This is a genomic window from Micromonospora echinospora (assembly GCF_900091495.1).
GTDB lineage: Bacteria > Actinomycetota > Actinomycetes > Mycobacteriales > Micromonosporaceae > Micromonospora > Micromonospora echinospora.
Genome location: NZ_LT607413.1, coordinates 3,611,120 through 3,628,492, shown reverse-complemented (window position 1 = coordinate 3,628,492; position 17,373 = coordinate 3,611,120). Strand labels below are relative to the sequence as shown.

The following is a 17,373-nucleotide window of genomic DNA, read 5'->3' as shown; positions in this document are numbered from 1 at the left end:
TGGTAGCAGGGGTCCCTTGTTACTCATTAATGCCTAACAAGGGACCCCTGCTACCAACGCAGCACAATCGTCCTCGGGATAGGAGTTCGCCCCTCGTGTCGTCGTCGCTCAGGATCCTGTTGCGCTCCCTGGTGATCGGTGGTCTGGTCACCGTCCTGCTCGCCCCGGCCTCGGTGGTCCGGGCGGAGCCGACACCAGCCGAGCTGACCCGGCGAATCGACCGCGCCTCGACCGAGCTGGAACGGGTCGTCGAGTCCTGGAACAAGCTCAACGAGGACATCAAGGCCAACCAGGCGGCGGTGGCGAAGCTGACCACCCGGATCGGGCCGCTGGAGCGGCAGGTGGCACAGGGCCGCGCCGACGTGGACCGGTACGCGGTGACCGCGTACAAGACCGGCGGGTTGGGCACCACCGAGGTGCTGCTGCGCACCGGCGACCGGTCCGCCCTGCTCGCCCGGCTGGGCACCCTCGACCAGGTCACCCGGCGTCGGGAGCAGCAGGTCGCCGGGTTCGGCGCGGACCGCCGCAAGCTGGTCGACACCAAGGCGCGGCTGGAGGCCACCCTCACCCGGCAGGCCGCCCAGTCACGGGAGCTGGCCGCCGGCAAGAAGCGGATCGAGCGTGACCTGAGCCGCCTCTACGAACTGCGCCGGCAGGCGTACGGCGCGGCCACGGAGAAGCCCGCCCGCCCGGCCACCCGGCCGAAGACGCCGGCCGTCTCCGGGCAGGCCGGGGTCGCCGTCCGCTACGCCTACGGGGTGCTCGGCAAGCCGTACCAGTGGGGCGCCGCGGGCCCGAACGGGTACGACTGTTCCGGGCTGACCCTGGCCGCCTGGCGGGCAGCCGGGAAGTCGCTGCCGCACAACGCGGCGAGGCAGTGGAACGCCACCACCCGGATCAGCCGCGGCGATCTGCGCCCCGGCGACCTGGTCTTCTACCGCGCTCTCGGACACGTGGCGCTCTACGTCGGCGGCGGGAAGGTGATCCACGCCCCGACCTTCGGCCGCAACGTCGAACTCCGGGACGTCGACCTGATGTCCCCGTACGGCTACGGCCGGGTGCGCTGAGCGCGCCCGCACCCCTGGCACGGTGAACGGCCGGCGTCCGCTTCCGGACGCCGGCCGTTCGTCGTCGTTGCCCGCCGCTCGGGCGGTCAGGCCGCCCGGAGCCCCTCCGCCCGGGCCAGCTCACGCAGCCGGCCGAGCGCCTGGATCTCCAGCTGACGAATCCGCTCCCGGGAGAGCGAGAAGCGCGACGCGACCTCGGTCAGCGAGTGCTCCCGCCCGTCCTCCAGGCCGTACCGCGCCCGCATGATGCCGGCGGACCGGTCGTCGAGGTGGTTGAGCAGGCCCTCGATGCGCTGCCGCTCCAGGCCGGTGAGGACGATCTCCTCCGGCGAGGGGGCGTCGCTGTCGGCCACCAGGTCACCCAGGTTGGTGTCGCCGTCGTCGCCCACCGGGGTGTCCAGCGAAACGGTGTCCTGCGACCAGCGGATCAGCTCGTTGACCCGCTCGACGGTGACGCCGAGCGCGGCTGCGACCTGCTCCGGCTCCGGGTCGCTGCCCAGCTCACGGGTGAGCTGACGGGCCACGTTGCGCATCCGGTTGACGTCCTCGACCAGGTGCACCGGCAGGCGCACGGTGCGCTCCTGCTGGGCGATCGCCCGGCTGATCGCCTGACGGATCCACCAGGTCGCGTAGGTGGAGAACTTGTAGCCCCGTTCGTAGTCGAACTTCTCGACCGCGCGGACCAGGCCGGTGTTGCCCTCCTGGATCAGGTCCAGCATGGGCATCCCGGAGCGGACGTAGCGGCGGGCGATCGACACGACCAGCCGCAGGTTCGCCCGGATGAACAGGTCCTTGGCCCGTTCCCCCTCGACGACGAGGCGCTCTAGGTCGTCCCGGTCGACGCCGTCGGGGATGCGATCCTCACCGAGCAGGTGCTCGGCGTAGAGGCCCGCCTCGATTGCCTTGGAGAGGTCGACCTCCCGGGCGGCGTCCAGCAGCGGCGTCCGGGAGATCTCGTGCAGGTAGACTCCGACCAGGTCGCGCTCCTCGGCAACCTCGTCGGTTCGCATGCCGATGTTCTTGTCCACTTTGCCCACGGTCCCCTCGCTCGCGCCGGTTGCCCGGTTCCTTGCCATCCCCACGTCCATCAGCCCTCCCCCGTAATCTCCGCTGTGCCCACCGGTGCTGACACCTACACAACAGATGGGACGCGTCGGGGATTCCATGTCATGAGTCGAAACTGTCACGAATGCCTGAGTGCTAGCTGAAAGCACGGTTGACGTTTGCTGTCAACATCCCGCCGGATGGTCGTCAGCGGGCACGGTGCGGGGCGGCGCGACGGTCGGGCGCTCCCTGTCATGGGATCATCGGGTACCCATCCCGCACAGCGACGCACGTCACCGCCGAACTGCGATTCCGGTCACTGTGACAGACGCACGGGCGGAGCGGTCGGTTCATCCACACCCGGATGAATACCCCGGCGTCCGGTGAAGTATCCCGCCGTCGGAGTGGAGCCGGCGGATCGGGTGGTCCATGTGACGCGAGCCGGAGCGGACGCGCCCGATCCGGGCCAGGAGGGCGGACGCGCCGGTCGGGGTTAGGTGGCGAGCAGGGCGAGCGCGCCGCGTACCTGGTCGGCGGAGCTGGCCAACGCGGCCCGCGCCCGGGTCACGTCGGCTCCGGAGACCAGCGAGACCAGGGCGGTCTTCAGGTCGCCGTCGGACGCGTTCAGGGCCTGCCGGCAGAGTTCCTCGCTGCACCCGGTCGCCTCGACCAGGATTGTGATCATCCGTCCCCGGAGCTTGGCGTTGGTCGCCACCACGTCGATCATGAGGTTCGAGTAGACCCGGCCCAGGCGGACCATCACGGCGGTGGAGAACGCGTTCAGCACCAGCTTCTGCGCGGTGCCCGCCTTCATCCGGGTCGACCCGGTCACCACCTCGGGGCCGGTGTCCACCCCGATGAAGACGTCCACGTCCCGGGCGGCCTCCGCCTCCGGGTTGGCGCAGAGCAGCACCGTCGCGGCCTGCCGGGCCCGAGACGCGGCCAGCGCCCCGAGAACGTACGGGGTGCGTCCGCTGGCGGCCAGGCCGACCACGACGTCACCGGGGGCCACGCACTCGTTCGCCTCGGCCGCCCCGGTGGCGTGGTTGTCCTCGGCGTCCTCGACCGCCCGCCACATCGCCCCCTGACCGCCGGCCAGGTGGGCGCAGAACCAGTGCCGGGGAATGTTGAAGGTGGGGATGAGCTCGACCGCGTCGAGCACGCCGAGCCGGCCCGACGTGCCCGCGCCGAAGTAGTGCACCCGGTGTCCGTCGCGCAGCGCGGGCACCGCAAGGTCGACGGCGGCGGCGATCTCGTCGAGCACCTCCGCGACGGCCGCCGGCGCCCGCCGGTCCGCCTCGTTGATCACCGCGAGCATGTCCCGGGTGGACATCAGGTCGAGGTCGGCGCTGAGCGGGTTACGCCGTTCGGTCGGCGCGCCCACCCGGACCACCGGACGGACCTCGGACGGCACCTGGTCGGTGGTCATGCCTTCCTCCGGGTGGAGCCGACACGGTGGGAGCGGACCGCCTCGGCGGTGACCTCCAGGGCCTTCCGGGCCTTGGCACGGTTGCGGGCGGCGACCCCGACGAAGAGGCAGTCGACCACGGTGAGCTGGGCGAGTCGGCTGGCCATCGCCCCGGAGCGGTACGTCGTCTCGCGGGCCGCCGTGGTGAGGACGAAGTCCGCGCCCTCGGTGATCGGCGACCGGGGGTAGTTGGTCAGCGCGACGGTGGCCGCCCCCTGGGCGCGCGCCTGCTCCAGCACCTCGATGACGTCCGAGGTCGTCCCGGTGTGCGAGATGCCCAGCGCCACGTCACCCCGGCCGAGCAGGGCGGCCGAGGTGAGCGCGGTGTGCACGTCGGGGAAGTAGAAGGCGGTGCGGCCGATCCGGTGCAGCTTCTGCTGGAAGTCCGAGGCGACGAACCCGCTGGCTCCGGCGCCGTAGATGTCGATCCGGCCGGCCTGGGAGATCGCCTCTACCACCTGCTCGCACACGGCCGGGTCGAGCTGCTCGGCCGTCTCCTCGACCGCACGGGCGTCGTTGAACGCGATGGTGGCGATGATCTGGGCGAGGTCGGCGCCGGGTGGGATGTCACCCCCGACGACCCGGGCGTCCGGCGGCTCGATCCGGCGCGCCGCCTCGGCGGCGAGCCGGATCCGCAGCTGCGGGTAACCGTCCATGCCGACGGAGCGGCAGAAGCGGATGACCGTCGCCTCCGACGTCTCGGCGGCGGTGGCGAGGTCGGTGATGGTCCGGCGGGCGGCATCGGCCGGGTCGGCGACGACCAGGCGGGCGACCCGCTGTTCGGCCGGGGAGAGCGAGGGCAGCAGGCCGCTGATGTGGACGATCAGGCCCCCGGTCTCGTGGCTCCGGCTCGCGGACCCGCCCGGCCCGCTTCGCGCTGGATCACCGGGCTCGTTCCTCGCGGAAATCTTCGGACTCTTCGCCACGGATGAAACTTACTTTCATCAGGCGTAGGCGTCAACCACGATCCGGCTTATCGGGAAAACTCGTTCCGAGTGGTCACCGCCCACCGTCAGCGTGCCATTCCCGCAGGACGGCCGCCTCGTCCACCGGGTCGAGTCCACCCTGCCGGACGGCCCCGGGATCGGCGTCCATCCAGGTCAGGGTCCTCCGGGCGGTCTCCGACACCGGCCGGGTGACCAGTCCGGCCGCGAGCGCGGGGCGGGCGTCCCGGGCGAGGAAGCCGGCCCACTCGGCACCGGGCACCCACAACGGCAGGGAACGCTCCCCCGACCAGGGGCGGATCTCCCGGGACTGGAGGAAGGCGCCATTCACCCAGGTCAATCGCGGTTCGGGTGAGCCGACACCGGCCGCGATCCCGTGCAGGGCCTCCACCCGGGGCACCGGCGCGCCGATGCCGTCGTAGGTGCCGGTGAGGTCGGTCACGGCGGCGTGCAGGAGCCAGGCGGCCAGGTCGTCGACGTCGACGTACTGCACCGGGTCGTCCGGCGCCCCGGGGGCGAGCACCTCGCCGCCGGCCGCGAGCCGCCGCACCCAGTACGGGAACCGGTCGCTCGGGTCCTCGGGCCCGATGATCAGGCCGGCCCGGCAGACGAAGAGCCGCTCGACCGCCTCGGCGTACAGGTTCTCGATGCTGACCTTGCACTCGCCGTACCACTGGAAGTCGGGTCCGGGGCCGGTCACGCCCTCCGGGGCCGGCGGCAGCAGCGGGGTGTCCGCCACGCCTCCGCCCGGGGCCGCGAAGCCGGCGTAGACGGAGATGCTGGAGACGAAGGACCAGTGGCCGACCCGACCGGCGAGGGCGGCGACGGTGTGGTGGGCCTGGTCCAGCCACCGGGTCACGTCGATCGCCGCGTCGAACCGCTCGCCGTCGAGCGGGGCGAGCCCGGCCGGGTCGGACCGGTCCGCCGCGACGAAGCGCACGCCCGCCACAGGTGTGCCCGAGGTGCCCCGGGCGACGCACGTGACGTCGTGCCCCTGCGCTACGGCGAGCCGCGCCGTCGCCCGACCGAGGAACTGGGTGCCACCGAGGATGAGGAGTCGCATGGCGACGATGCTGCGCCCCGGGCAGGGCGAACCACCAGGCCGGTTAGCCCTGGGCAGAAGGGTTACGCCCTGGGCGCAACCGGGTCGCGGCGCGGATCCGCCACCACGCACGTCCCCGCCGCCGGCACCCGGTGGCACCCGCACAACTACGCCCCGCACCCGTAACGATCCCCGGTCTACCGGTCGCACGGAACCTCCGTCGACAGCACGGATGGCCGCCGGCACCCGCACGGAACCGCTAGCGTGTGCCGCATGGCGGAGCGGAGCGTACTGGTCACGGGTGGCACGGGCGGGCTGGGCGGCGCGGTGACCGCCGCCTTCACGGCGGCGGGCTGGCGGGTGGTCGTCGCCGACCTGCGTCCGGGCGACGGTGGCGGGTCGCTCACCGTCGCCGCCGACCTCACCGATCCGGCCGGGGCGGCCCGGGCGGTGGAGGTGGCCGCGGGCGAACCGTCGGCCCCGCTGCGCGCGGTGGTCAACCTGGTCGGCGGGTACGCCAGCGGCGGGCTGGTGCACGAGACACCGGTCGACGAGTTCGAGCGGATGCTCACCCTGAACCTGCGCCCGACGTACCTGGTCACCCGGGCGGCGCTGCCCCGGTTGACGGCGGCCGGGGGTGGCGCGGTGGTCTGCGTGTCGGCGCGCGCCGCGCTCGCGCCCTTCCCCGGTGCGGCGGGTTACGTGACCGCCAAGGCGGCGGTGCTGGCGTTCGCCAACGCGGTCGCGGTGGAGTACCGCGCCAGCGGGGTGCGCTGCAACACCGTCCTGCCGAGCGTGATCGACACCCCGGCCAACCGGGCCGCCCAGCCCGACGCCGACCACAGCCGGTGGGTCGACCCGGCGGAGATCGCCCCGGTGGTGCGCTTCCTGGCCAGCGACGAGTCCGCGCCGACCAGCGGCGCGGCCGTCCCGGTGCACGGTCGCGCCTGACCGCTCCCCTCCGGGGTCACGAGCGGGCGGGGGCCGCCAGTGGGGCGAGCAGGGGTGGCCGGGACACCGGCGAACCGGTGGCCGGCAACCAGGCCGCCAGGTGGTCGCGGATCTGCCGGGTCACCTCGTCCGGGGTCCGGTTGGCGTCGATCACCACGAACGTCGGGAACTCCGGCAGCGAGCGGTACGCCGCGTCGGCTGCCACGAGGTATTCGATCGGCTCGTGGTCGGTGCCGCGCCGTTCGATCCGCTGGTACGCCTCGGCCGGCTCGACCGCGAGCAGGAAGGTGACCTGCGGGGCCGGGAAGAGCCGGTAGGTGATCCGGGCCAGCCGCTCGCCCCGCCGGCCGTCATGGGCGCGGATGCTGGCGTACTGGCAGACGGCGTACCGGTCCATCACCGCCGTCCGGCCGGTGAGCAGGGTGCCGAGCAGCGCCCGCGCGATGGCGAGCCAGCGCAGTGTCGACTCGACGGCGAGCATGCCCCGGTTACCCAGCAGTCCCTGGGCGTCGCGGCGGCCGAGCCGCTGGGCGAGCCGGCCGAGCCAGGCGCGTCCGCCCGCGTTGCGGTGGTAGGTGGCCGGCAGTCCGGCCTGGGTGAGGGCGTCGGCGAGCCGGTGCGCCTGGGTCGTCTTGCCCGAGCCGTCGATGCCGATCAGGGCGACGGCGCGCAGTCGGGCCGTGCCGCGCCGCGCCCCCAGTGATCTGGCCACCCTCCCGAGGATATCCGACGCCTGCTTCATAGATAGCCAACCTACGGTCATACCTACCCGGATCGGACTTACCTCGCTTTCTGTCCAGGCTCCGCCCTGGTGACAGGTGTGGCCGATCGGAATGCCGGGTACGCAACTTCACTGCGAGCACCTGTTCCGCCCACCGACCAGGGAGACTTCGATGGCACAAAACGGGGACGCCAGTCTGTTGCACACCCTCAAGCGGGTCGCCGCTGTGCTGAAGCAGTCCGACATCCCCTTCGCCCTGGGCGGCAGCTTCGCCGTCTACGCGCACGGCGGACACTCCAGCGAGCACGACGTGGACTTCCTGATCCGCCACCAGGACGTCGAGTCGGCCCTGGAGGCGCTCGTGGCGGACGGCTTCACCGCCGAGCGTCCGCCGGAGGACTGGCTGGTCAAGGTCTACGACGACGGCCGCATGGTGGACCTGATCCACCGGCCGATCGAGACGCCGGTGACCGAGGAGACCTTCTCCGACACCGTGGTCCGGCCGGTCGACGCGATCCACATGCCGGTGCTGTCGGCCAGCCAACTCATGGTGCACAAACTGCTCAGCTTCTCCCAGCACTACTGCGACTTCGCCCGTGGCCTCCCCCTCGCCCGTTCCCTGCGGGAGCAGATCGACTGGGAACGGGTACGGAAGGAGACCCAGCACTCCCCGTACGCCGAGGCGTTCCTGGTGCTGCTGGACCGACTCGACGTGGTGCCGTACTCCGGCCCGGAAGGAAGGGAGCAACCGTGACCCATCACCTCAGCGCCGCCACCGGACCGCCCGACGAGTACGTCGAGGCCGAGATCCAGCGACTGCTGACCGAGGACCCGGACATCGCCGAGCAGGGCATCACCGTGGCCCGGCGGGAACACGGGCTGGTGCTCTCCGGCGAAGTGGAGAGCGAGCACCGCTGCGACGAGATCCTGCGCCGGGTGAACGAGCGCTTTCCGGACGTACCGGTCACCAGCGACATCGGGGTGATCCGGGCCCAGGCTCCCACCGAGGTCGAGGAGCTGCCGTGAGGAGGAGTACAGCATGATCCGGATCGCCGCAGTCGGCGACGTACACCTGGACGAGGACGTGGTGGGCCGTTTCCGGCCGGCCCTGGAGGAACTGCCGGACTGCGCCGACGTCCTGCTGCTCGCCGGTGACCTCACCCGGCACGGCACCGAGAACGAGGCGCGCTGCGTGGCCGAGGAGTTCGGCGGGCTCGGCGTGCCGGTGCTGACCGTGCTCGGCAACCACGACCACCAGTGCGACCAGGTGCCGCAGGTGGTGAAGGTGCTGGAGGACGCGGGCATCACCGTGCTGGAGGGCAACGGCGTGGTGCTGGACTTCGGCGGCCACCGGCTCGGGGTCGCCGGGGTGAAGGGCTTCGGCGGCGGGTTCGCCGGGCGCTGCGCCAGCGACTTCGGCGAGCCGGAGATGAAGGCGTTCGTCCGGACCACCACCGACAGCGCCGACCGGCTGGGCGAGGCGCTGCGCGGGTTGGAGTGCGACGTGCTGGTGGCGTTGACGCACTACGCGCCGGTGCCGGACACCCTCGCCGGGGAACCTCTGGAGATCTACCCGTTCCTCGGCTCGTACCAGCTCGGTCAGGCGATCGACTCGGCGCCCACCGCACTGGCCCTGCACGGCCACGCGCACGCCGGCAGCGAGCGCGGCACCACGCCCGGCGGGGTCCGGGTCCGCAACGTCGCGCACCCCGTGATCAAGCAGGCCTACAGCATCTTCCATCTGGGCAACCACACCGACTGAGCGCAGGTTTCCCGAATCAGACGGTCGGGTACTCAGCGGTCATGGAGCTGATTCTCTGGATTCTCGCAGTCGTACTCGTGGTCGCCGGCATCATGGCGCTGTTCCGCCGGCAGATCCTGTGGGGCGTCGTCCTCATCGTGGTGGGCCTGCTGGTCGGCCCAGGTGGCGTCAGCATCTTCAGTTGACGTCCGTAGTCCGTATCCCCCCGAAGACCCGCCGGGGTCGTCGTACCGGGATCTCCGTCCTCCCGACAGGAGAACCCGGACCGACGGCCCCGGCGCTTCGTGTCGGCGGCCCTCCGGCTGACGGGTTTGCCGTACGGCCCGTCCGGGGACCTCTGCGGACATGACGACGACCCACAGCGCCACCCGGACGCACGGCCGGCGGTGGCTCGCCCTGCTCGGCTTCGGTGCGGCGGTGGTCGTCGCCGCCGGCATCGGGGTACTGGGTGTCTCGGACACCTCCGGCGAGTACGCCAGTCTGCGCCAGCCCGCCTGGGCACCCCCGTCGTGGCTGTTCGGTCCGGTCTGGTCCCTGCTCTACGCCATGATCGCCGTGTCCGGATGGCTGGTGTGGCGCAGGGTCGGCTTCGGTCCCGCACTCGGAGCCTGGACGGCGCAGCTCGTGCTGAACGCGGCCTGGACCCCGATCTTCTTCGGCGCGGGCCGGTACGGCCTGGCCTTCCTCGACATCGTCGTGCTCTGGCTGCTGATCGGGCTCACCGTCGCCCTCTTCCGGCGGGTGTCCCGACCGGCCACCTTGCTGATGCTGCCCTACTGGGCCTGGGTGACCTTCGCCGCGTGCCTCAACCTCGCCATCTGGCAGCTGAACTGACCGGGCGGCGCTGGTAGGGGGCAGGGGTTGGCGCCTGGTTGGTAGCAGGGGTCCCCTGTTACCGCTTTCTGCGTAGCAGGGGTCCCCTGCAACCACCTGGGCAGCAACCACCCCGGTCCCGCAGCGGTCGGCGCCGCTGCGGGACGTACCGCCTTGGCCCGGGCTGTCGGCTCAGCTCTGCCGGCAGCCCGGGAAGAAGGCGGCGGGCGGGGTCAGCAGCGTGGCACGCCGGGGATGAAGCCGTCGTAGCCGGTGTGGACGTAGGCGTCGGCGATGAAGCGACCGGAGCCGATCCGGTCCCAGATGTTGCTGGTGCCGTAGGTGCCGGTGACGGTGGTACCGGTGGTCTGGCACTGGATGGTGACCCGGGTGCCGTCGGCGACCGTGCCCACCGAGCTGTAGCCGGTGCCCGGCCCGGAGCGCACGGTCAGCGGGGTGCCGCTGGTGTTCACCGTGCCGGATCCACTCGAACCGGAGCAGCCGTTGTCGCTGGTGTAGGTCTTGGTGCCCCAGTACAGCGCGAGGGCGCCGTTGAACCGGATCTGGATGTCGCTGCCGTTGAGCCGCTGCTCGTAGTGCAGGTGCGGGCCGGTCGACCCGCCGGTGCTGCCGACGTAGCCGATCACCGAGCCGTAGCCGACGGACTGGCCCACCGAGACGTTGAAGCCGTTGAGGTGCGCGTAGTAGGTGTGGTAGCCACCGCTGTGGCTGATCCGGACGTACTTGCCGTAGCTGGTGCCACCGAGGTCCGTCACCCGGTCCACCGTGCCGGGGGCGCTGGCCACCACCGGGTCGCCGAGGTCGTCGGTGCGGTTGAAGTCGATGGAGTACGCCGGGCTGTGGTTGGTGCGGGTCTGGCCGGACCAGGCCTGTCCGCACTTGAAGGGCACCTTGAAGGTGGGTGCCGCCATCGCCGGGGCCGCCGGCGCCACGACCGTCGCGGCCAGCAACCCGGCCGCCGCGGCCAGAGTGAGCAAGCGCTTACGCATCCAGAGCCTCCTATGTCGAAAGCTTTCCATTGCTGGATGACAGAGTGACAGAAAACTCCAGCCGTCGAAAGGGATCAATCAAAGGTTCCTCGGCTGGTAGGGGGCGCGGTCCGAACCGACGTCAGGGTTTCGGGATTGTTACCTGCTCGTGTCCAACAGGGGGTGGACCGATGCGAATGCAAGCGCTTACATATGGAGACGCCCAATCGGATCGGCGAGGTCACCGCTACGACCGCGCCGCCTACTGAAGGAGGACGGCATGGCGGTCTCTGCCAGACCACGCCAGGCCATCGCGATCATCGGTGCGCTGGGGCTGGTGCTCGCCGCCACCGCTTGCGGCAGCGACGACGACAGCAGCGGCAGCAACGCCAACTCGGCGGAGTGCTCGGCATACGAGAAGTACAAGGGCAACGACGGCAAGAAGGTCTCGATCTACGCGTCCATCCGGGACGCCGAGGCCGACCTGCTCGAGCAGTCCTGGGAGCAGTTCGTGGACTGCACCGGCATCGAGATCGACTACGAGGGCAGCGGCGAGTTCGAGGCGCAGCTCCAGGTGCGCGTCGACGGCGGCAACGCCCCGGACATCGCGTTCATCCCGCAGCCCGGCCTGCTGGCCCGGTTCGCCCAGGCCGGCAAGCTCAAGGAGGCCTCGGCCGACACCAAGTCGATGGCCGAGCAGAACTACTCGGCCGACTGGCTGAAGTACAGCACCGTCGACGGCAAGTTCTACGGCGCCCCGCTGGGCTCGAACGTGAAGTCGTTCGTCTGGTACTCGCCGAAGACCTTCAAGGAGAAGGGCTGGGAGGTTCCGACCACCTGGGACCAGCTCATCGCCCTGAGCGACAAGATCGCCGCGGACGGCACCAAGCCGTGGTGCGTCGGCATCGAGTCGGGTGACGCGACCGGCTGGCCGGCCACCGACTGGATCGAAGACCTGATGCTGCGCACGCAGACCCCCGAGGTCTACGACCAGTGGACCACGCACGGCATCCCGTTCAACGACCCGAAGGTCGCCGAGGCGCTCGACCGGGCCGGCACCATCCTCAAGAACGAGAAGTACGTCAACGGCGGCTTCGGCGGCGTCAAGAGCATCACCACCACCTCCTTCCAGGAGGCCGGCACGCCGATCCTGCAGAACAAGTGCGCCCTGCACCGGCAGGCGTCCTTCTACGCCAACCAGTGGCCGGAGAACACCAAGGTGGCCGAGGACGGCGACGTCTTCGCGTTCTACTTCCCGGCCATCGACGAGTCCAAGGGCAAGCCGGTGCTCGGTGGCGGCGAGTTCACCGTCGCCTTCGCCGACCGCCCGGAGGTCCAGGCGGTGCAGACGTACCTCGCCTCCGGTGAGCACGCCAACGCCCGCGCCAAGCTCGGCAACTGGGTCTCGGCGAACAACAAGCTCGACACGGCGAACGTGGCCAACCCGATCGACAAGCTCTCCGTCCAGATCCTCCAGGACAAGGGGACGGTCTTCCGGTTCGACGGCTCCGACCTGATGCCCGGCGCCGTCGGCGCGGGGACCTTCTGGAAGGGCATGATCGAGTGGATCAACGGTAAGGACACCGCCACCGTGCTCTCCACCATCGAGAGCAGCTGGCCCAAGTAAGTCGCCCGGGGTCCGGTCCGCGCCACGCGGACCGGGCCCCCGGCGCCGGGCCGCGATTCCCTGGGAGTGCGGATGAACTTCGACTTCGCCGACGAGTCACCGAAGCTCGTCATGTTGCTGTACGGCCTGGTGGCCTTCGTCGTGGTGGTGGGTGGTCTGCTCCTGCTGCTGGACGCGGTCCCGGCCTGGTTCGCCCGTCGTCGGGAGGCCCAACTGGTCGCCGCGGCGGCCAGCGGCGCGCCGCTGTCCCGTCGACGCGCCAAGCCACGGGAGGGCGTCTTCGCGCTCTTCTTCCTGCTGCCCGCCGTGCTGTTGCTCACCATCGGCCTGGTCGTGCCGGCGGTCCGCACCACGCTCCTGTCGTTCATGGATGGCGGCAGCGAGAACTGGGTGGGGCTGCGCAACTACGGGTGGCTCTTCGCTCAGGACGAGATCCTGCGCGTGATCCTCAACACCATGGTCTGGGTGCTCCTGGTACCGCTGATCGCCACCACCATCGGCCTGCTCTACGCGGTCATGGTCGACAAGGCGCGGCTGGAGGCGGTCGCCAAGTCGCTGATCTTCATGCCGATGGCGATCTCCTTCGTCGGCGCCAGCATCATCTGGAAGTTCGTCTACGCCTACCGCAGCGAGGACCAGGAGCAGATCGGTCTGCTCAACCAGATCGTGGTGAGTCTCGGCGGGGAACCAAAGCAGTGGCTGCTCGAGTCGCCGCTGAACACCCTCCTGCTCATCGTGATCATGGTGTGGATCCAGGCCGGTTTCGCCATGGTGGTGCTCTCCGCGGCGATCAAGGCCATCCCCGCCGAGATCGTCGAGGCGGCCCGGCTGGACGGCGTCAACCCGTGGCAGATGTTCTGGCAGGTCACCCTGCCGAGCATCCGACCGGCCCTGATCGTGGTCGTGGTGACCATCTCGATCGCCACGCTGAAGGTCTTCGACATCGTCCGGACCAGCACCAACGGCAACTACGACACCAGCGTGGTCGCCAACGAGATGTACAACCAGGCATTCCGGTACGGCCAGAACGGGCAGGGCGCCGCGCTGGCGGTCTTCCTCTTCATCCTGGTCATCCCGATCGTGATCTACCAGATCCGCAACCTGCGGCAACAGCGGGAGGGCTGAGATGACCACCACCACTCCCCCGGTCGCCGCCGGCGCCCAGAAGACTGGCGGAGGCGCGACGACCGCCGCCGCCCGGGTCCGCAAGCGGCTGAACAGCCGGACCGCGACGCTGGTCTCCATCGTCATCGCGGTCGTCTGGACCATCCCCACCTTCGGTCTGTTCATCTCGTCCTTCCGTCCGGAGGACCAGATCAAGTCCACCGGCTGGTGGACGTTCTTCACCGACCCACAGGTCACCCTGGAGAACTACCAGCAGGTCCTCTTCGGGCGGTCGTCCTCCTCCGGCCAGTTGGCGAGCTACTTCATCAACTCGCTGGTGATCACGCTGCCGTCGGTGCTCTTCCCGCTGGCCTTCGCGGCGCTCGCCGCGTACGCCCTGGCCTGGATCAACTTCCGGGGCCGGGACTGGGTCTACATCGCCATCTTCGCGTTGCAGATCGTGCCGCTCCAGATGGCCCTGGTGCCGCTGCTGAGCTTCTTCTCCAACGGGGTCAGCGTCGGCGGCATCACCCTGATGCCGGCGTGGGACCTCGCCGACGAGCAGAAGTTCGTGCAGGTCTGGTTCGCGCACACCTGCTTCGCGCTGCCGCTGGCGGTGTTCCTGCTGCACAACTTCATCTCGCAGCTACCGAAGGACCTGATGGAGGCGGCACGGGTCGACGGGGCCACCCACCCGAAGATCTTCCGCACCGTCGTACTGCCGCTGATCACCCCTGCGCTGGCGGCCTTCGGCATCTTCCAGTTCCTCTGGGTCTGGAACGACCTGCTCGTCGCGCTGATCTTCGCCGGTGGTGGCGACGAGACGGCGCCACTCACCGTCCGGCTGGCCGAGATGGCCGGCACCCGGGGCAACGAGTGGCAGCGGCTCACCGCCGGTGCGTTCGTCTCCATCGTCGTACCGCTGATCGTGTTCCTGTCCCTGCAGCGTTACTTCGTGCGGGGCCTGCTCGCGGGTAGCGTCAAGGGCTGATTCCGGCGTCGGCCGCCGCCCGTGGCATGCGGGCGGCGGCCGACGTAAGCGGATCGGGGAGACCGTGACCAGGATTGATGACGTTGCCAGGCTCGCGGGGGTCTCCACGGCCACCGTGTCCCGGGCGCTGCGCGGCCTTCCCACCGTGTCGGCGGCGACCCGAAGACGGGTGCTCGCCGCCGCCGAGCAACTCGACTACACCATCTCACCGAGCGCCTCCCGCCTGGCCGGTGGCCGCACCGGCACGGTCGCGGTGGTCGTACCCCGGATCACCCGGTGGTTCTTCGGCACCGTGGTCGAGGCGGTCGAGGAGGTCCTCCACTCCGCCGGGTACGACCTGCTCCTCTACAACCTCGGCGGCCAGCCGCAGGCCCGGCAGCGGGTGCTGCGCACCGCCAACCTGCACAAACGGGCCGACGGGGTCCTGTTGGTCGCCACCCCCCTGCGGTCGGCGGACCTGACCGTGCTCACCACGCTCGACCTGCCCGGCGTCATCGTCAGCTCCGGCACCGTCGTCCCCGGCTGGCCGAGCGTACGGATCGACGACGTGGCCGCCGCCCGGACCGCCACGAGTCACCTGCTCGACCTCGGCCACCGCCGGATCGCGCACCTCTCCGGCGACCCCGAGGACGAGCTGGCGTTCACCACCCACATCGACCGGCGGCGCGGCTACCAGGAGGCGCTGCGGGCGGCCGGGGTGCAGCCGGACCCGCGCCTGGACGTGGAGTCCCAGTTCACCATCGACGGCGGCAACCAGGCCACGGTCGAGCTGCTCCGCCGGGGCGACCCGCCGACGGCGATCTTCGCCGCCTGCGACGAGATGGCGATGGGCGCGATCGCCGCGCTCCGCGAGGCCGGGCTGCGGGTGCCGCAGGACGTCAGCGTCATCGGCATCGACGACCACGACCTCTCGGTCGTGCTCGGCCTCAGCACGGTGGCGCAACCCGCCGCCGAGCAGGGTCAGCTCGCCGCCCGGATCGTGCTCGACCCGCTCGTCGGCGACGCCGGGACCGGTCGGCCCGCCTCGTCGGTGATTCTCCCCACTCGTCTGGTGGTGCGTGATTCCACCGCCCCTCCGAGGGCACACTGAACGGATTCGACCGCCCCGGCCGGCCAGCGTGGCGACGGCCGGTGGGAACCCGTCCGGCTCGACACTCGGGAGAAGGCCCTGAACACCCACGACCCGCAGGAACCCGCCGGTGGCCCGGCCACCGGCTGGTGGACCGAAGCCGTCATCTACCAGATCTACCCGCGTTCCTTCGCCGACTCCGACGGCGACGGCATCGGTGACCTGCCGGGCATCACCGCCCGGCTCGGGCACCTCGCCGACCTCGGGGTGGACGCGGTCTGGCTGTCCCCGTTCTACCCGTCGCCGCAGGCCGACGCCGGCTACGACGTGGCCGACTACCGGGACGTCGAACCGCTCTTCGGCACGCTCGCCGACGCGGACCGGTTGATCGCCGACGCGCACGCCCGCGGGATGCGGGTGATCGTCGACCTGGTTCCCAACCACACCTCGTCGGCGCACGCCTGGTTCCGGGCGGCGCTGGCCGCCGCGCCGGGCAGCCCGGAACGGCAGCGGTACGTCTTCCGGGACGGCCTCGGCCCGGACGGCGCGCAGCCGCCGAACGACTGGCAGAGCACCTTCGGCGGTCCGGCCTGGACCCGGGTGGACGACGGACAGTGGTACCTCCACCTGTTCGACACCGCCCAGCCCGACCTGAACTGGGACAACCCCGAGGTCCGGGCGGAGTTCCTGGACGTGCTCCGGTTCTGGCTGGACCGGGGCGTCGACGGTTTCCGGGTCGACGTCGCGCACGGCCTGGTCAAGCAGGCCGACCTGGCGAACTGGCAGGAGCCGCAGGAGATCCTCTCCTCGGGCCAGGAGGTCGACAAGCCCCGCCCGCCGATGTGGGACCAGGAGGGGGTGCACGACATCTACCGCGACTGGCGTCGCCTGCTGGACGGCTACGACGGCGAACGGATCCTGGTCGCCGAGGCGTGGGTGGAGCCGGCCGAGCGCCTGGCCCGCTACGTCCGGCCCGACGAGATGCACCAGGCGTTCAACTTCGAGTACCTGCTCGCCGCCTGGACCGCCCCGGCCCAGTACGCGGTGATCACCCGCTCGCTGGAGGCCACCGACGCGGTCGGCGCGCCGACCACCTGGGTGCTCTCCAACCACGACGTGGTCCGGCACGCCTCCCGGCTCGGACTGCCGGTCGGCACGCCCCGCCCCAACGGCATCGGCGTGGACGACCCGCAGCCGGACGCCGCGCTCGGCCTGCGCCGGGCCCGGGCGGCCACCCTGCTGATGCTCGCCCTGCCCGGCTCGGCCTACCTCTATCAGGGCGAGGAGCTGGGGCTGCCGGAGCACACCTCGCTGCCCGACGAGGTCCGGCAGGACCCCACCTGGGAACGCAGCGGGCACACCGAGCGGGGTCGGGACGGCTGCCGGGTGCCGATCCCGTGGGAGGCCGACGCCCCGTCGTACGGCTTCGGGCCGACCGACGCGAGCTGGCTGCCGCAGCCGCCGCTCTGGGCCGAGTACGCGCTGGACCGGCAGCGCGACGTGCCCGGTTCGACGTACGAGCTGTACCGCACCGCGCTGCGCCTGCGCCGGGAGCACGGGCTCGGCCGGGGCACCCTGCGCTGGCTGGCCTCCGGCGACGAGGTGCTGCACTTCGGCAACGGTCCGCTGGGCGTGCTGACCAACTTCGGCACGGCGTCGGTGCCGCTGCCGGAGGGCGTGGAGCCGCTGCACGCCAGCGGTCCGCTCGACGACGGGCTGGTGCCGACCGACGTCACCGTCTGGTACCGCGCCTGAGGTGGGTTCGGTGGTAGCAGGGGCCC

The 17,373-nt window shown here is 71.0% G+C and carries 18 protein-coding genes; 12 read left to right on the top strand and 6 right to left on the bottom strand.

What is annotated here, in order from left to right; translation table 11 throughout:
* Window positions 1-95: 95 nt before the first annotated feature.
* Window positions 96-1,067, top strand: coding sequence for a C40 family peptidase (locus GA0070618_RS16480; RefSeq protein WP_231931759.1), 972 nt, complete (start codon window positions 96-98; stop codon window positions 1,065-1,067).
* An 86-nt stretch (window positions 1,068-1,153) separates the two neighbouring features.
* Here GA0070618_RS16480 and GA0070618_RS16475 read toward each other — a convergent pair whose 3' ends face one another.
* From GA0070618_RS16475 to GA0070618_RS16460, 4 genes are all read right to left on the bottom strand, one after another.
* Window positions 1,154-2,143 (bottom strand): sigma-70 family RNA polymerase sigma factor, encoded by a 990-nt coding sequence (locus GA0070618_RS16475; RefSeq protein WP_172900391.1) that lies wholly within the window; start codon window positions 2,141-2,143, stop codon window positions 1,154-1,156.
* Between the two features lie 461 nt (window positions 2,144-2,604).
* On the bottom strand, window positions 2,605-3,540 hold the full coding sequence (murQ, locus tag GA0070618_RS16470) for an N-acetylmuramic acid 6-phosphate etherase (RefSeq protein WP_088982434.1): 936 nt from the start codon (window positions 3,538-3,540) through the stop codon (window positions 2,605-2,607).
* The gene (locus tag GA0070618_RS16465) at window positions 3,537-4,406 is read right to left on the bottom strand and encodes a MurR/RpiR family transcriptional regulator (protein ID WP_088985575.1); all 870 of its coding nucleotides are present in this window, start codon (window positions 4,404-4,406) and stop codon (window positions 3,537-3,539) included. Before GA0070618_RS16465 ends, murQ begins: the two co-directional genes overlap by 4 nt.
* 172 nt (window positions 4,407-4,578) lie before the next feature.
* Window positions 4,579-5,586, bottom strand: coding sequence for an NAD-dependent epimerase/dehydratase family protein (locus GA0070618_RS16460; protein ID WP_088982433.1), 1,008 nt, complete (start codon window positions 5,584-5,586; stop codon window positions 4,579-4,581).
* 252 nt (window positions 5,587-5,838) lie between these two features.
* Between GA0070618_RS16460 and GA0070618_RS16455 the strand changes: the two genes are divergently transcribed.
* Window positions 5,839-6,516 (top strand): SDR family oxidoreductase, encoded by a 678-nt coding sequence (locus GA0070618_RS16455; protein WP_088982432.1) that lies wholly within the window; start codon window positions 5,839-5,841, stop codon window positions 6,514-6,516.
* A 16-nt stretch (window positions 6,517-6,532) separates the two neighbouring features.
* Here GA0070618_RS16455 and GA0070618_RS16450 read toward each other — a convergent pair whose 3' ends face one another.
* Entirely contained in the window at window positions 6,533-7,258 is a 726-nt protein-coding gene (locus tag GA0070618_RS16450) for a dTMP kinase (RefSeq protein WP_088982431.1), read from the bottom strand.
* 151 nt (window positions 7,259-7,409) lie between these two features.
* On the opposite strand from GA0070618_RS16450, the gene GA0070618_RS16445 reads away from it, so the two are divergent.
* From GA0070618_RS16445 to GA0070618_RS16430, 5 genes are all read left to right on the top strand, one after another.
* Window positions 7,410-7,991: a nucleotidyltransferase gene (locus tag GA0070618_RS16445; RefSeq protein ID WP_088982430.1), complete on the top strand. Its 582-nt coding sequence runs from the start codon at window positions 7,410-7,412 to the stop codon at window positions 7,989-7,991.
* Window positions 7,988-8,263: a hypothetical protein gene (locus tag GA0070618_RS16440; RefSeq protein ID WP_088982429.1), complete on the top strand. Its 276-nt coding sequence runs from the start codon at window positions 7,988-7,990 to the stop codon at window positions 8,261-8,263. The genes GA0070618_RS16445 and GA0070618_RS16440 overlap by 4 nt, the downstream gene beginning before the upstream one ends.
* A gap of 13 nt (window positions 8,264-8,276) precedes the next feature.
* Window positions 8,277-8,999 carry a metallophosphoesterase family protein gene (locus GA0070618_RS16435; RefSeq protein ID WP_088982428.1) on the top strand — a complete coding sequence of 241 codons (723 nt, stop codon included), beginning with the start codon at window positions 8,277-8,279 and terminating at the stop codon, window positions 8,997-8,999.
* A gap of 41 nt (window positions 9,000-9,040) precedes the next feature.
* A complete protein-coding gene (locus GA0070618_RS34040) occupies window positions 9,041-9,184 on the top strand; it encodes a GPGG-motif small membrane protein (protein ID WP_170107875.1) in 144 nt (47 codons plus the stop codon).
* Between the two features lie 160 nt (window positions 9,185-9,344).
* On the top strand, window positions 9,345-9,833 hold the full coding sequence (locus GA0070618_RS16430; protein WP_088982427.1) for a TspO/MBR family protein: 489 nt from the start codon (window positions 9,345-9,347) through the stop codon (window positions 9,831-9,833).
* A gap of 212 nt (window positions 9,834-10,045) precedes the next feature.
* Here GA0070618_RS16430 and GA0070618_RS16425 read toward each other — a convergent pair whose 3' ends face one another.
* Window positions 10,046-10,822: a M23 family metallopeptidase gene (locus GA0070618_RS16425; RefSeq protein WP_088982426.1), complete on the bottom strand. Its 777-nt coding sequence runs from the start codon at window positions 10,820-10,822 to the stop codon at window positions 10,046-10,048.
* Window positions 10,823-11,081: 259 nt separating this feature from the next.
* Between GA0070618_RS16425 and GA0070618_RS16420 the strand changes: the two genes are divergently transcribed.
* The 5 genes from GA0070618_RS16420 (at window position 11,082) to GA0070618_RS16400 (ending at window position 17,347) form a co-directional block, all read left to right on the top strand.
* Window positions 11,082-12,428, top strand: coding sequence for an ABC transporter substrate-binding protein (locus GA0070618_RS16420; protein WP_088982425.1), 1,347 nt, complete (start codon window positions 11,082-11,084; stop codon window positions 12,426-12,428).
* A gap of 72 nt (window positions 12,429-12,500) precedes the next feature.
* Window positions 12,501-13,553 (top strand): carbohydrate ABC transporter permease, encoded by a 1,053-nt coding sequence (locus GA0070618_RS16415; protein ID WP_088985574.1) that lies wholly within the window; start codon window positions 12,501-12,503, stop codon window positions 13,551-13,553.
* Between the two features lies 1 nt (window position 13,554).
* On the top strand, window positions 13,555-14,523 hold the full coding sequence (locus GA0070618_RS16410; RefSeq protein WP_088982424.1) for a carbohydrate ABC transporter permease: 969 nt from the start codon (window positions 13,555-13,557) through the stop codon (window positions 14,521-14,523).
* Window positions 14,524-14,587: 64 nt separating this feature from the next.
* Complete coding sequence (locus tag GA0070618_RS16405) at window positions 14,588-15,613, top strand: LacI family DNA-binding transcriptional regulator (protein ID WP_088982423.1); 1,026 nt, start codon at window positions 14,588-14,590, stop codon at window positions 15,611-15,613.
* 78 nt (window positions 15,614-15,691) lie between these two features.
* Complete coding sequence (locus GA0070618_RS16400) at window positions 15,692-17,347, top strand: glycoside hydrolase family 13 protein (RefSeq protein ID WP_088982422.1); 1,656 nt, start codon at window positions 15,692-15,694, stop codon at window positions 17,345-17,347.
* Window positions 17,348-17,373 lie beyond the last annotated feature (26 nt).